Genomic DNA, 14,654 nt, shown 5'->3' with positions numbered 1-14,654 from the left:
GGGAGCCCTAAAGGACGCCGGCCTCGTTCTTCAGCTTGTCGAGAAGCTCGTCGACGCTGGCGACCTTGACGCCGGATCCACGCTTCTTCGGCTCTTCGGTCTTCAGCACTTCCAGACGCGGCGACACGTCGACGCCGAAATCATCCGGGCTCTTTTCCTCGATCGGCTTCTTCTTCGCCTTCATGATGTTCGGCAACGAGGCATAGCGCGGCTCGTTGAGACGCAGATCGGTGGTGACGATCGCCGGCATCGTCAGATCGACGGTCTGCAGGCCGCCATCGACCTCGCGGGTCACCCTGGCCGCGCCGTCCGACAGCTCGACCTGATTGGCGAAGGTGCCCTGGCTCCAGCCGAGCAGGGCCGCCAGCATCTGACCGGTCTGATTGCAGTCGTCGTCGATCGCCTGCTTGCCAAGGATGACGAGATCCGGGCTCTCGGCTTCGACAACGCCCTTCAGGATCTTGGCGACGGCGAGCGGCTCGGTCGGCTGATCGGTCTTCACCAGGATGCCGCGATCGGCCCCCATGGCGAGCGCCGTGCGGATCGTCTCCTGCGACTGCTGCGGGCCGACCGAAACCGCGATGACTTCGCTCGCGGTGCCGGCCTCCTTCAGACGGATCGCCTCCTCGACGGCGATTTCGTCAAAGGGATTCATCGACATTTTGACGTTTGCGAGCTCGACGCCGGAGCCATCGGACTTCACGCGGATCTTGACGTTGTAGTCGACCACCCGCTTGACTGCGACGAGGACTTTCATGGGCGGTTTCTCTCCCTAGACGTGCCGTTCAGAGCGAAAATTTGGTGCGGTTCTCTTGGCGCAAACGAGGGGCGTTTTGCAAGCCATGTGAATGCATGATGTCATGACCGGCCGCGATAGATGGCAAAGCCCAACGGGAAATTTCGTCCTGGCGCCAGCGTCTCCTCGCCGCCGGCGCGGTTCAGCGGCTGCCTCCCGGAACCCACAAGACATCGGCCCGCCCCTCGTCATTGGCAATCCGCGCCGCGACGAACAGGTGATCGGACAAGCGATTCACGTAGCGAATGGCGGTCTCGGCGACCGGCTCGCCGTCCTTGGCCGAAAGCGCGATCATCAAGCGTTCGGCGCGTCTTGCGACGGTGCGGGCGTGGTGGAGATGTGTCGCCGCGGGCGAGCCTGCCGGCAGCACGAAGGATCTGAGCGGCTGAAGGCGCGCATTCATCTTGTCGATTTCGGCTTCCAGGCGATCCACCTGGCCATCGATGATCCGCAGCGGTTCAAATTCCAGCGGTTTGCCGGTGTCCGGGGTCGCGAGCTCGGCGCCTAGATCGAAGAGTTCATTCTGAATCCGCGCGAGCATCGGGTCGAGTGATTCGCTCGCGTGCAGCCGCGCTAGGCCGATCACCGCATTCAGCTCGTCGACCGTGCCATAGGTTTCGACCCGTAAATCGGCCTTGGAGCGACGTTCGCCATTGCCGAGCGAGGTTTCGCCACGATCACCCGTCCGCGTATAGATCTTGTTCAGTCGGACCAAATCCGCCCCCTTACCGCTCTTAATCCGCCGCTCGCAATCCGCCTTGCCGGCAGACTCAGCGCGCCAGCAGCAGGACCCCGACGATCAAGAGGACCGCAAGGCCCTGCAGCATGACGCGGGCGCGCATCAGCTTCTGCGAGGTGTTGCCCGACCCGCCGCGCATCATGTTGACGAGGCCCGCCAGCAACACCCCTGCCGTCGCGATCATCACAAGGAGTGCGATGTAGGTCAGAAAATTGGACATGCGGTCCTTTCGGCTTAAAAAATTGCCCTCATCCACAAGTCAGCATGGCAACTATATCAAAAGTTGTGACCTCAGCGAACCGGCGGGCTTACCGCCGCGCGGGCATAAGAGTGGATAGGCCGCGCCCCATCGCCGCGGCGACACCGAAGCCGGCCAGCGCCAGGCCCAGAAGCTGCACCAGCGTCAAGGTCTCGCCGAACAGGAGATAGGCCATCACGGCGGTGACGCCCGGCGTCAGATACATCAACGACGCGACCTTCGACACCGCGCCCTCGCGAATAAGGATCATCATCAGAAAGATCGCCCCGATCGACAAGACGATGGTGAGCCAGGCGAGCGCGAAAACCACCTCGCCGTTCCATTCGACATGCATCGTCTCGAACAGAGCGGCCAAGGCGACGGTCGGCAGCAGCGCGCCGAGATATTGAAAGAATGTCCCGGTGCGCACGTCGATGCCGGTGGCAAAGCGCTTCTGCCAGATCGTGCCGAGCGAAATCGCCAGGGCCGACAGACACACTGGAGCGATGTTGACGACGTGGTATTCGCCGCCGGTGCCAAGTTTCGGCAGGATCACCAGCGCGACGCCCGCAAGCCCGAGCACCAGGCCGAGTGCATGGCGCCGCCGGATGGTCTCGCCGAGCACGGGGACGGCGATCAAAGCGGTCAGGATCGGCTGCAGGCCGACGATCAGCGCCGCGACGCCGGCATTCAGCCCATGGCGAACGGCAAAGAACACGCCGCCCAGATAGACCCCGTGGATCAGACTGCCGGCAACCATCGAATGCATCACCAGAGCGAAAGGCGGCCAGGTCGCCCGCGTGAGCGCCGCCATCGCGGCCAACAGAAGCAGCGCCAGGCCATAGCGCATCGATAGGAAGGTAAAGGGTTCGGCATAGGGCATCGCGAAGCGCGCGCCGATAAAACCGGTCGACCAGAGGAGCACGAAAACGGCTGGGACGAAGGGAAGGAAACGGCGCACGCTTTGTCAACAAACTCGCGAGGGTGATCACCGGCGGCCGGGTTCGGCAAGGTTCGATCGAATGAGGAGACCAACTCTTAGCCATTCCCTCGTCTTTTTGCCATCGCGCCCATCCGCATTTCCGTCCTCAGCCTTCGCGGCCACCGGCGAACGGGTCGTCACCCCGGTTTTGATCGAAGCGTCCCTCACGGCCACGACCGCCGCCTGTCCGAGGCGCCTGCGTCGACCGCTGAAACCCTTGCAGATCAACAGCTTCGCTTCACAGACGAGAATGGAACCGCGACACCTGTTTGACACGACACAGCGCCCGGCGGTCGAAATGTCGCGAACACCATCTTGGTCGTCCCGCGATCTTGTGACGAACCGCCAACCCGATTGAACGAAGATCAATTGATTAAGATCGCATCGAATGCGGAAGGAGGGTCGCAATCTTTTCAAGACAGAACCAGTCCCAGACTGAAGATCGTGAATTTCTTTTTGAAACTGACGGACACCATGCCAGCCATCTCGAGCGCTTACGCGTATTCGAATTCGCACAGCGAAGTCACCGTTGGTCTTGCCGTCTCGCAGACCGTGTCGGCGCCGCGCGAACGCGCCGGCCCGCCGGACGAGTTGCGCGCCTCCCTCGCTGGTTCGCTGCGTTCGCCGCTGATCAACGAAGCCTATATCGAGAAACTGAAGGCCATGGCCGAGGAGCGCGCCGCCAATGCGCGTACCCTATCCAACCGGGCCAGCCTCGGCGACGCCTCGGCGCGGGCCGCAATGGCGATGGTAACCGCGGCATCGACCGAGCCTGCCGGCGATCTCAACGCCGCGCAGACGACCATCTCGTCCCAAATGGTCGCGGCCCATCAGGCGATCGAGGCCTATCGGGACAACAGCTGAGCCCTCTTTGCGCACGCCTGACGGCACGAGCCCCGACCAAGCCCGGACCGTGGCCTGGGAGCCTGAGCCCGCGCCGACATCGCCGTTCATGCGGCCTGTTTTTGCGCCTCGTCGGCAAAGCGCGCGAGATTGGTGGCGATCGTCGCGGCGCCGTTCAGCCGCTTTTCCGGCGTTGGCCAGTCGCGGATCAAGACGATTGACTGATCGGGTCGGATTTTCGCCGAAGCGCCCTGCTCGCCGATATAGCGCACCAGCGCGGCTGGATTGGCGAAGGTCTTGTCGCGGAACTGAATGACGACACCCTTCGGCCCGGCATCGAGCTTCTCGATATTCGCCTTGCGGCACAGCGCCTTGATGAACACCACCTTGAGCAGATGCTCGACCTCGGTCGGCAACGGCCCGAAGCGATCGATCAGCTCGGCGCCGAAGGCATCGATCTCGCGCGCATCGGCCAAATCCGCCAGCCGGCGATAGAGCGTCATGCGCAGCTGCAGATCCGGGACATAGCCCTCGGGGATCATCACCGCCGTTCCGAGCGTGATCTGCGGCGACCACTGACCGTTGCTCTCCGATTCGACGCCCTTCATCTCGGCGACGGCCTCTTCCAGCATCTGCTGATAGAGTTCGAAGCCGACCTCCTTGATGTGGCCGGACTGCTCGTCGCCGAGAAGATTGCCGGCGCCGCGCTGATCGAGATCATGGCTGGCGAGCTGGAAGCCGGCACCGAGCGTATCCAGCGACTGCAGCACCTTCAGCCTGAGATCGGCGCCCTTGGTCGGGGTCTTGTTCGCCGGCAGCGTGAGCAGCGCATAGGCGCGCTGCTTGGAGCGGCCGACGCGGCCGCGGATCTGATAGAGCTGGGCGAGACCGAACATATCCGCCCGGTGGACGATCAGCGTGTTCGCCGTTGGAATGTCGAGACCGGATTCGACGATCGTCGTCGCCAGAAGAACGTCGTACTGCCCCTCGTAAAAGGCGTTCATGATGTCGTCGAGCTCGCCGGCCGCCATCTGGCCGTGGGCGACCGCGACCTTGAGCTCGGGCACCTGCCCGTCGAGGAACTCCTTGACCGAGGCGAGATCCGAAACGCGGGGACAGACGTAAAAGCTCTGGCCGCCGCGATAGCGCTCGCGCAGCAGCGTTTCGCGCACCACCATCGCATCGAAGGGCGAGACGAAGGTGCGCACCGCCATGCGGTCGACCGGCGGCGTGGTGATCAGCGACAATTCGCGCACGCCCGTCAAGGCGAGCTGCAGCGTGCGCGGGATCGGCGTTGCCGAGAGCGTCAGGACATGGACGTCCGACTTCAGCTCCTTCAGCCGCTCCTTGTGCTTGACGCCGAAATGCTGCTCTTCGTCGATGATCAACAGGCCGAGATTCTTGAAGTTTATCGCCTTGCCGAGCAACGCGTGGGTGCCGACGACGATGTCGAGCGTGCCCTCGGCGATGCCCTTCTTGACGCCGGCAAGTTCCTTCGAGGTCACCAGCCGCGAGGCCTGACCGACCTGGATCGGCAGGCCGCGGAAACGTTCCGCGAAGGTCTTGTAGTGCTGGCGGGCGAGCAGCGTCGTCGGCACCACCACCGCTACCTGCAAACCGTTCATCGCCGCCACGAAGGCCGAGCGCAGCGCCACCTCGGTCTTGCCGAAGCCGACATCGCCGCAGACCAGCCGATCCATTGGCTTGCCGGCGGCCAGATCGTCGACGACCGCCTCGATGGCGTTCATCTGGTCCTCGGTCTCCTCATAGGGGAAGCGGGCGGCGAACTCATCCCACAGCCCGTCCGGCGGCAACAGCTTCGGCGCGCCGCGCATCTCGCGTTCGGCCGCGATCTTGATCAGACCGGCGGCCATGTCGAGCAGCTTCTTCTTCAGCTTGGCCTTGCGCGCCTGCCAGGCGCCGCCGCCGAGCCGATCGAGCGCCGCCTCGGTGCCCTCGCCGCCATAGCGCGACAAAAGCTCGATATTTTCCACCGGCAAAAACAGCCGGTCGTCGCCGTGATAGCGCAGTTCCAGGCAGTCATGGGGCGCGCCTGCCGCCTCGATCGTCTTCAGCCCGACGAAGCGGCCGATGCCGTGATCGACATGGACGACGATGTCGCCCTCGTTCAGGCCCGAAACCTCGGTGATGAAGTCGGCGTTCTTGCGCCGCTTGCGGCCGCGCCGCACCAGGCGGTCGCCGAGAATGTCCTGTTCGGCGACGACCACCAGATCGTCGGTCTCGAACCCCGCCTCGATACCGAGGACGGCGGTGACGACGAAATTCTTCGGCGCCTCGCGCAACTGCTTGAGACTGTCGACGGCCTTGAGATTGCCAAGGCCGTGCTCTTCCAAAACCTGGGTCAACCGCTCGCGCGAGCCCTCGGTCCAACCGGCGACCAGCACCCGGCGACCGCCGGCCCGCAGCTTGGCGATATGGTCAACAGCAGCTTCGAAGACGTTGACGCCCTCGGCGGTGCGCTCGCCGGCGAAATTGCGGCCACGCCCATAGTCGAGATTGAACGCCTGCCGGCCGAGAACGTCGCTGAGACCATAGGCCGACAAGCGCACCGGCTCGACGATCGCCAGCGCGCCGGCGAGTTCGTCTTCGCTGAGGTAAAGCGCGTCAGGCTCGATCGGATGATAGGGCACGCCGCCCTCGCCGACGCTTTCGATCCCGCCGCGCCGACGGGCCTCGAAGTGATCGGTGATCAGCGCCCGCCGCTCGGCCACCGCCTCCATGGTCAGATGGTCGAGGACGAAGGCAAAACCCTGGCAATGGTCGAACAGCGTGTCGAGCCGCTCGTAAAATAGCGGCAGCCAGTGCTCCATGCCGGCAAAGCGCTTGCCCTCGCTGATCGATTCGTAGAGCGCGTCGCCCCGCTGGGCCGCACCGAAGCGCTTGATGTAGTTGGAACGGAAGCGGCTGATCGCCTCCTCACGAAGCGTCACCTCGGACACCGGCGACAGTTCGAAGCGCTTCAGCTGCCTGGTCGTGCGTTGGCTCGCCGGATCGAAGGCCCGCACCGTCTCCAGCGTGTCGCCGAAGAAATCGAGCCGCACCGGCTCTTCGGCGCCGGGCGCAAAGACGTCGAGAATGCCGCCGCGCACGGCATATTCGCCGCGCTCGCGCACCGTCGACACCCGCTCGAAGCCGCCCCGCGTCAGCGCGGTGACGATCCGGTCCATCGGCATCTGACCGCCGGCGCCAACCGAGATCGCCTCTTCAGCGAGAATCTCAGCCGGCGGCATCTTCTGGATCAACGCATTGGCCGTCGTCAGAATCACCGCCCGATGGGGCTCGGCGCGCAAATTGGCGATCGCCGCCATCGCCGCCAGCCGCCTGGCCGCCGCATCCGATGACGGGCCGACACGGTCATAGGGCAGACAGTCCCAGGCCGGCAGGCTGAGCACCGGCAACTCGGGAGCGACGAATTTCAACGCCTCCTCGATCTCGCCGATCCGGTTGCCGTCGCGCATGACGAAGACCAGCGGCCGCTTCTTCGCCCGCGTGCGCGCGATATCGGCGAGCACAAACGCCTCCGCCCCGTCGACGACGCCGCCGATATCCAGCGCGCCCTCGCGCTCCAACGCCTTCCTGAGCGGTTCGGGCAGGCTCACGCTGAAGTCTCCTCTTGCGCTCCTGGCGCCCCTGGCGCCGGCCAGCCGCCGACATGGAACGCGCGAATCTGGCGGAACATCGGCGTGTCGTAATTTTGCGGCGTCTCCGACTCACCGGTCAGCCAGGCAAAGAGATCGCGATCGGGCGCTTCCATCAGGTGCTCGTAATCGGTGAGCTCGTTGTCGCTCATCGTTCCGATCCGGGCATCGGCGAACTGGCCGAGCACGAGATCCATCTCCCGGATCCCGCGATGCCAAGAGCGAAAAAGCGCCTTGCGGCGGCGGACGTCGAGATCGCTCGATGAGCGCTGCATGCCTGTCATAATAAACCTGTCTTCTCGGAAGAACTCCTCATATAGGCAGCGAACCGGCCTGTCAGCAGATCCGGCACAATCGCCGCCAATCGGCACGGCAGGCGGTCGGCCGCCCTTGCCATCGGCGCGCCCCCGGCTAAACCTGCCGCCCATGCGCCCGTCTCTCCTCGATCCCCTGTTCGCCCCTGTCACGACCCTCGAAGGCGTCGGGCCGAAGGTCGCGGGACTGTTACAGACGCTATTGGTGCGGCCGGGCGAGCCGTTGCGCGTCCGCGATATGCTCTTCCACCTGCCGTCCGGCCTGATCGACCGGCGCGAGCGCGCCGAGATCGCGACCGCGCCGGAAGGGGCAATCGTCACCCTCACCGTGCGGATCGACCGGCATCAGGCGCCCGGCCGGGCCAGCCGGTCAGGCCCCTACCGGGTGTTCGCCCAGGACGAGACCGGCGAGATCGCGCTCACCTATTTTCGCGCGCAGGCGGCGTGGCTGGAAAAGCTGCTGCCGATCGGCGAGACGATGATCGTTTCCGGCAAGGTCGAATGGTTCAACGGCCGGCCGTCAATGGTCCATCCGGATTTCGCCGCGCCGCTTGCCGAGGCCGAGACGCTGTCGCTCATCGAGCCGATCTATCCGATGACGGCCGGCCTGTCGGCCAAGGTGCTGCGCCGGTCGATCGCCCAGGCGATCGGGCGTCTGCCCGCTTTGCCCGAGTGGATCGACGCCTCGGTCGTCAAGGCGCAGGGCTTTGCCTCATTCGCCGAGGCGCTGAAACGGCTGCACGATCCTTCGGACGGCACCGACATCGATCCCGAAAGCCCGGCCTGGCGGCGGATCGCCTATGACGAATATCTGGCGAGCCAGCTCGCCCTCGCTCTTTCCCGGCAACGGCAGCGGGCGATTCCCGGCCGGGCGATGCGCGACGCGGCCGGCCGGCTCGCGGCGTTGCGCCGGGCCCTTCCCTTCGCGCTCACCGCCGGCCAGGAACAGGCCTTCGCCGAGATCGCCGCCGACATGGCCGCCCCCGATCGCATGTTGCGGCTGTTGCAGGGCGATGTCGGCGCCGGCAAAACCATCGTCGCGCTGATGGCGATGGCGGTCGCGGCCGGCTCCGGCTGCCAGTCGGCCCTGCTCGCACCGACCGAAATCCTCGCAAGGCAGCATTTCGCCGGCCTGTCGAAACTGACCGAGGCCGCCGGCCTGTCGATGACGCTGCTTACCGGCCGCGACAACGGCAAGGCGCGCGAGCGCAAGCTGGAACAAATCGGCGCCGGTGAAACCGACATCGTCGTCGGCACCCATGCGCTGTTCCAGGACGACGTTGCCTATGGCGATCTCGGCCTCGTCATCGTCGACGAGCAGCATCGTTTCGGCGTCCATCAGCGCCTGTCGCTGACCCGCAAGGGCCGCGGCGCCGATCTCTTGGTGATGACCGCGACGCCGATCCCGCGCACGCTGGTGCTCTCGGCCTTCGGCGACATGGAGGTCTCGCGCCTTGCCGAAAAGCCGAAGGGCCGCAAGCCGATCGCCACCGTCGTGCTGCCGACCGAGCGCTTGAGCGAGATCGTCGAGCGGATCGGCCATGCGCTTGCCGGTGGCCAGCGGGTCTATTGGGTCTGCCCGCTGGTGGAAGAATCGGACAAGAGCGATCTGATGGCCGCCGAGGAGCGCGGCCGACAGCTCGCCGAGGTGTTCGGCGAGGCGACCGTCGGCGTCGTCCACGGCCGGATGAGCGGCGACGAGAAGGACACCGTGATGGGTGCCTTCAAGCGCGGCGAAAAACGCCTGGTGGTGGCCACCACCGTCATCGAAGTCGGCGTCGACGTGCCGGAGGCGACGATCATCGTCATCGAGCATGCCGAGCGCTTCGGCCTGTCGCAGCTGCATCAGCTGCGCGGCCGGGTCGGGCGCGGCGACAAGGCCTCGTCCTGCGTTCTCCTTTACCGCCCGCCGCTCGGCGAGACCGCCGCCGCGCGGCTGAAGGTGATGCGCGAGACCGAAGACGGTTTCCGCATCGCCGAGGAAGACCTGAAACTCAGAGGCGAAGGCGATCTCCTCGGCACCCAGCAATCCGGCATGCCCTTCTTCCGCATCGCCCGCACCGAGCACCACGCCGACCTGATGGAAACCGCCCGCGACGATGCCAGACTGATTTTGGCGAAAGACCCGGACCTCAAAAGCGAGCGCGGCGAAGCCCTGCGCGCATTGCTCTACCTCTTCGGCAAAGACGAGGCCGTGCGGTTGCTCCGGGCGGGGTAATGACGGCAACGGCCACACTCGCACTCCGCGCGCCCACATTTTGCCCACCAGATGCGCGGCCAATCTGGCAAGACGCTGCAAATCGGCCGCACGCTCGCGTGCCGGATCGGCCGTGGGCATCAGCGATGATGGATCGCGATGCAACGATGAACGGCGGCCAGGCCTCTGGCGCAAAGGCCGGGCGGAGCCCTATGCTTGCACTGCGTTTCCGTGTGGAAAGGATTACCTCATGGCCTATGCCTTGACCCCGTCGTCCCGCCCCTCCCTCCTGCTGATCGGCGCCTCGCGCGGCCTTGGCCATGCCATGGCCGCCGAGTTCGTCTCGGCCGGCTGGCGCGTTGTCGGCACGGTGCGCGGTACAGCCCAGACCCCCCTGCACGATCTCGCCGAGGCCCATGGCGACCAGATTGCGATCGAAACCCTCGACATGACCGTCCCCGATCAGATCGCGGCGCTTGGCGGCCGTCTCTCCGGCCAGAGCTTCGACATGCTGTTCGTCAATGCCGGCACGGCCAACAGCGACCCGATGCAGACGATCGGCACGGTCTCAACCGACGAATTCATTCGCGTGATGGTGACGAACGCGCTCGGCCCGCTACGCGTCATTGAGGGCCTCGACAGCCTGGTTGCGCCGACCGGGCTGATCGGCATCATGTCGTCCGGCCAGGGCAGCGTCAGCAACAACGAGACCGGCCAGCGCGAAGTCTATCGCGGCTCGAAAGCCGCGCTGAACCAATATATGCGCTGCTACGCGGCGCGCGACGCGAATAAGCTCCGCCCGATGGCGCTGATGGCCCCCGGCTGGGTCAAGACCGAGCTCGGCGGCCCGGACGCCAAACTGACAATCGAAGAGAGCATCCCCAGCCTCGTCGCCGTCCTTTTTGAAAAGCGCAATCGTCCCGGCCTGGAATATCTCGACTATCGCGGTCAGACCGTGCCGTGGTGACCGCGCGCCCCGCAAAGCGACGCCGGACGGCCATGCGAACAGATTGATTGGCGCCGGCGTTGGGCATTGACGGCGCCAGAGGATAACGCCCGTCAGGGACAGCGGCGCATGCTCGCCGGCAAAGGGCAGGCGGAAATGGAAGGGCGAGCGCCGGGGATCCGGTGGCGAGCGGTCATGACGGATCCATTGCCGCCCTCTTGTTCCCTCGATATGAGGTCGCGCGATAAAGAGGGACAAGGCCATGCCCGCCGCCAATTTGCAGGATGTCGTCGCCGAGATCGCGGCGGAGATGAAGGCGCGGGACGATCGCGGCGATGTCGCGACTTACATTCCGGAACTTGGGCGGGTCGATCTGCAGCAATTTGCCATCGCGGTGATCGAAAAGGACGGCACGCTGACCGAGGGCGGCGACTGCGACAGCTTCTTTTCGATCCAGAGCGTCTCGAAGGTCTTTACCCTCACTTTAGCGCTCGGGCTTGCCGGTGACCGGGTGTGGAACCGGGTCGGGCGCGAGCCGTCGGGCAGCCGGTTCAACTCGATCGTCCAGCTCGAATACGAGAAGGGGATTCCGCGCAATCCCTTCATCAATGCCGGGGCGATCGCCGTCACCGATCTGATCCTATCCGGCCATCAGCCGCGCGAGGCGCTGGGCGAGATCTTGCGCTTCATGCAGTTTTTATCGGGCGAAGACAGCGTCTATATCGACAAGGCCGTCGCCGCCTCGGAAGAGCGCACCGGCTTCAACAACCGGGCGCTGGCGAATTTCATGAAGGGTTTCGGCGTCATCGACAATCCGGTGGAATACGTGCTCGGCGTCTATTTCCACCACTGCGCCATCGCCATGACCTGCCGGCAGCTGGCAAAAGCCGGCAGCTTCCTCGCCCATCTCGGCCAGAACCCGGCAACCGGCCATTCGGTGGTGACGCCCGAGCGCGCAAGGCGGATCAACGCCCTCATGCTGACCTGCGGCCACTACGACGGTTCGGGGGAATTCGCCTATCGCGTCGGCCTGCCGGGCAAAAGCGGCGTCGGCGGCGGCATTCTCGCCATTGTTCCGGGCAAGGCCTCGGTCGCCGTCTGGTCGCCGGGGCTCGACGCTTCGGGCAATTCCCATCTGGGGCGCATCGCCCTGGAAAAACTCACCGCCCGCATGGGATGGTCGATCTTCGGCTCGCCGCTTTCCGCGAGCCGTTGAGAGCGGCTCAGGCGGCGGCTTCGGTGTCCCGGCTCTGGCGCACTTTGACCGACTCTGCCGCCGCCTCGATCGAGATCTTGGCATTCGCATCGTCCGGCGCGACGAGGCCGGAGGAAACGACGAGCTTCAGCGCATTCTCGATGCTCATGTCGAGAATGCGCAGATCCTTCTTCGGCACGTACAAGAGAAAGCCGGAGGTCGGGTTCGGCGTCGGCGGCAAAAACACCGCCGTCATCTCACCGTCCTGATCGGCGAGCACCCGCGCCACCTCGCCGCGCGCATCGGTCGCGACCAGCACCACGCACCACACGCCTTTGCGCGGATATTCCATCAAAGCAGCGGTCTTGAATGAGGTCGAGCGGTCGGCGAGCACCGTCTCGAAGATCTGCTTCAGCGCCATATAGACGGTGCGCACCAGCGGCGTGCGCGACAGGATGCGCTCGCCCCACCCGATCACCGTGCGGCCGATGATGTTGGCCGTCAGGAAACCGATCAGGGTGATCAGGATCAAAGCGACGATCAGGCCGAAGCCGGGAATGGCGAACGGCAGATAGGAATCCGGCCAGTAGCGCGGCGGGATATAGGGCTGAACCCAGCTATCCACCCAGCCCATGAACGACCAGGTGATCCAGGCCGTAATCGCCAGCGGGGCACAGACGATGAAGCCCGTCAGGAAGTAGTTTCTGAGCCGCATCATGATCGAAGGTCACCTCTCGGCCGGCCGCCACGTCGCGCATTCACAGATCAATTCTCCGGAACGACCATCGTTCCGGCGTGAGCCGAACGCAAGACATCATTCGCAGCTGCAGCATAAACCGGCGTCGATGACGATCACTCGACGGTCACCGACTTTGCGAGATTGCGCGGCTGGTCGACGTCCGTACCCATCTGGATCGCCGTATGATAGGCGAGCAGCTGCATCGGAATGGCATAGACGATCGGGGTCAGGATCTCCGGCATGTCCGGCAGAATGACGACCTCGGCGAGATCGACGATGCCGCTCTGAGCCCCCTTGCCGTCGGTGAAGAGAATGATCTCGCCGCCGCGTGCCGCGACCTCCTGAACGTTGGAGGCGGTCTTTTCGAAGCTGCGGTCGTGGGGCGCGACGACGACCACCGGCATGGTCTCGTCGATCAGCGCGATCGGTCCGTGCTTCAGTTCGCCCGCGGCATAGCCTTCGGCATGGATGTAGCTGATTTCCTTAAGCTTCAGCGCGCCTTCCATGGCCAGCGGATAGGAGAAGCCGCGCCCGAGGAAGAGCGCATGATGCTTAGTCGCCATCTTGCGGGCGAGCGCCTCGATCGTCGCTTCGAGCCGGATCGCCTCATTGGCGAGCCGCGGCGCCTCGGAGAGGATGCGGGTGAATTCGGCCTCGCGCTCCGTGTCGATTACCCCGCGATCGACGCCGGCACGGATTGCCAGGGCGGCCAACGCCATCAGTTGACAGGTAAACGCCTTGGTCGAAGCGACGCCGATTTCCGGCCCGGCCAATGTCGGGAAGACCAGGTCGGCCTCACGGGCGATGGTCGATTCCTCGACATTGACGATCGCCGCCGTCTTCAGTCCCTCGCCCTTGGCATAGCGCAGCGAGGCCAGCGTATCCGCGGTTTCGCCCGACTGGGAAACGAAGAGCGCCAGATCGACGTCCGACAGCGGGCTTTCGCGGTAGCGAAATTCCGAGGCGACGTCGAGATCGCACGGGATCCGCGCGTAGCGCTCGAAATAGTAGCGCCCGACAAGCGCCGCGTAAAAGCCGGTGCCGCAAGCCGCCAAGGCAATCCGTCTGACGGTCGAAAAGTCGATCGCCTGGCCCTTCGGCAGCCGGGTCGCGCCGCTGGTCATGTCGATGAAGGAGGAAAGCGTGTGGGAGAGAACCTCCGGCTGCTCGTAGATCTCCTTCTGCATGAAGTGGCGGTAGTTGCCCTTGTCGACGTAGAAGGCCTTGCCGGCAGAGCGCTTCACCGGCCGCGTCACCTCGGCGCCATGCTCATTGAAGATGGTGATCCGGCCATGTTCGAGAACGGCGAGGTCGCCCTCCTCTAGGTAGCGGATCGTGTCGGTGAAGGGGGACAGGGCGATGCCGTCGGAGCCGAGGAACATCTCGCCCTCACCCTCGCCGACCGCGAGCGGACTGCCCCGCCGTGCACCGATCAACAATTCGCTCTCGCCCTCGAACAGGAAGGCCAGCGAGAACGCCCCCTCCAGACGCGTGAGGGCCTCCTGCACCGCTTCGCGGGGCTCGGCGCCCTTGGCGAGTTCGCGGGTGACCAGATGCGCCACGGTTTCGGTGTCGGTCTGGCTTTCGAACACCGCGCCGTCGGCTTCGAGCTCGGCCCGCAGCTCCCGGTAGTTCTCGATGATCCCATTATGGACGAGCGCCAGAGCGCCGGTCGCGTGCGGATGAGCATTGGCGACGCTCGGCACGCCATGGGTCGCCCAGCGGGTGTGGCCGATGCCGATCGTACCCGCGAGTGGCTTGTCCTCGACCAGCGCGGCGAGATTGGACAGCTTGCCTTCGGCCCGCCGGCGGGTCAGGTGACCGCCTTCCAGTGTCGCGACACCCGCCGAATCATAGCCGCGATATTCCAATCTCTTCAAGGCGTCGATCAGACGATCGGCAACCGGCTTTCGGCTGATGATTCCAACGATACCGCACATAGGCTCATCCCGCTCGCTCGACCGGCGCGTCCGGTCCCCCAAAATGACATCACCGGCCGGCCAAAC

12 protein-coding genes are annotated in these 14,654 nt (G+C 65.0%); 4 read left to right on the top strand and 8 right to left on the bottom strand.

Annotation, left to right across the window (positions count from 1 at the left end):
* Window positions 1-7: 7 nt before the first annotated feature.
* The 4 genes from J1C48_RS17935 to J1C48_RS17920 all read right to left on the bottom strand — a co-directional run bounded on the left by J1C48_RS17935 (window position 8) and on the right by J1C48_RS17920 (window position 2,734).
* Entirely contained in the window at window positions 8-757 is a 750-nt protein-coding gene (locus J1C48_RS17935; protein WP_207259375.1) for an electron transfer flavoprotein subunit beta/FixA family protein, read from the bottom strand.
* A 181-nt stretch (window positions 758-938) separates the two neighbouring features.
* Window positions 939-1,511, bottom strand: coding sequence for a cob(I)yrinic acid a,c-diamide adenosyltransferase (locus tag J1C48_RS17930; RefSeq protein WP_207259374.1), 573 nt, complete (start codon window positions 1,509-1,511; stop codon window positions 939-941).
* 55 nt (window positions 1,512-1,566) lie between these two features.
* Window positions 1,567-1,755, bottom strand: coding sequence for a twin transmembrane helix small protein (locus J1C48_RS17925; protein ID WP_207259373.1), 189 nt, complete (start codon window positions 1,753-1,755; stop codon window positions 1,567-1,569).
* 88 nt (window positions 1,756-1,843) lie between these two features.
* Complete coding sequence (locus J1C48_RS17920) at window positions 1,844-2,734, bottom strand: DMT family transporter (RefSeq protein ID WP_231081887.1); 891 nt, start codon at window positions 2,732-2,734, stop codon at window positions 1,844-1,846.
* Window positions 2,735-3,109: 375 nt separating this feature from the next.
* On the opposite strand from J1C48_RS17920, the gene J1C48_RS17915 reads away from it, so the two are divergent.
* On the top strand, window positions 3,110-3,619 hold the full coding sequence (locus tag J1C48_RS17915) for a hypothetical protein (RefSeq protein ID WP_207259372.1): 510 nt from the start codon (window positions 3,110-3,112) through the stop codon (window positions 3,617-3,619).
* 86 nt (window positions 3,620-3,705) lie between these two features.
* Here J1C48_RS17915 and mfd read toward each other — a convergent pair whose 3' ends face one another.
* Window positions 3,706-7,218, bottom strand: a complete 3,513-nt coding sequence (gene mfd / locus J1C48_RS17910) for a transcription-repair coupling factor (protein WP_207259371.1) — start codon at window positions 7,216-7,218, stop codon at window positions 3,706-3,708.
* A complete protein-coding gene (locus J1C48_RS17905; RefSeq protein ID WP_207259370.1) occupies window positions 7,215-7,541 on the bottom strand; it encodes an FAD assembly factor SdhE in 327 nt (108 codons plus the stop codon). The genes mfd and J1C48_RS17905 overlap by 4 nt, the downstream gene beginning before the upstream one ends.
* A gap of 142 nt (window positions 7,542-7,683) precedes the next feature.
* On the opposite strand from J1C48_RS17905, the gene recG reads away from it, so the two are divergent.
* The 3 genes from recG (at window position 7,684) to J1C48_RS17890 (ending at window position 11,930) form a co-directional block, all read left to right on the top strand.
* Window positions 7,684-9,789, top strand: coding sequence for an ATP-dependent DNA helicase RecG (gene recG / locus J1C48_RS17900; RefSeq protein ID WP_207259369.1), 2,106 nt, complete (start codon window positions 7,684-7,686; stop codon window positions 9,787-9,789).
* A 229-nt stretch (window positions 9,790-10,018) separates the two neighbouring features.
* Window positions 10,019-10,735 (top strand): SDR family NAD(P)-dependent oxidoreductase, encoded by a 717-nt coding sequence (locus tag J1C48_RS17895; RefSeq protein WP_207259368.1) that lies wholly within the window; start codon window positions 10,019-10,021, stop codon window positions 10,733-10,735.
* A gap of 241 nt (window positions 10,736-10,976) precedes the next feature.
* Entirely contained in the window at window positions 10,977-11,930 is a 954-nt protein-coding gene (locus tag J1C48_RS17890) for a glutaminase (RefSeq protein WP_207259367.1), read from the top strand.
* A 7-nt stretch (window positions 11,931-11,937) separates the two neighbouring features.
* Here J1C48_RS17890 and J1C48_RS17885 read toward each other — a convergent pair whose 3' ends face one another.
* Window positions 11,938-12,627 (bottom strand): DUF502 domain-containing protein, encoded by a 690-nt coding sequence (locus J1C48_RS17885; RefSeq protein WP_207259366.1) that lies wholly within the window; start codon window positions 12,625-12,627, stop codon window positions 11,938-11,940.
* A 134-nt stretch (window positions 12,628-12,761) separates the two neighbouring features.
* Window positions 12,762-14,588, bottom strand: coding sequence for a glutamine--fructose-6-phosphate transaminase (isomerizing) (glmS, locus tag J1C48_RS17880; protein WP_207259365.1), 1,827 nt, complete (start codon window positions 14,586-14,588; stop codon window positions 12,762-12,764).
* Window positions 14,589-14,654 lie beyond the last annotated feature (66 nt).

The organism is Jiella flava (genome assembly GCF_017349315.1).
Classification (GTDB): Bacteria; Pseudomonadota; Alphaproteobacteria; order Rhizobiales; family Rhizobiaceae; genus Jiella; species Jiella flava.
This window is presented reverse-complemented; position numbering and strand designations above follow the sequence as displayed.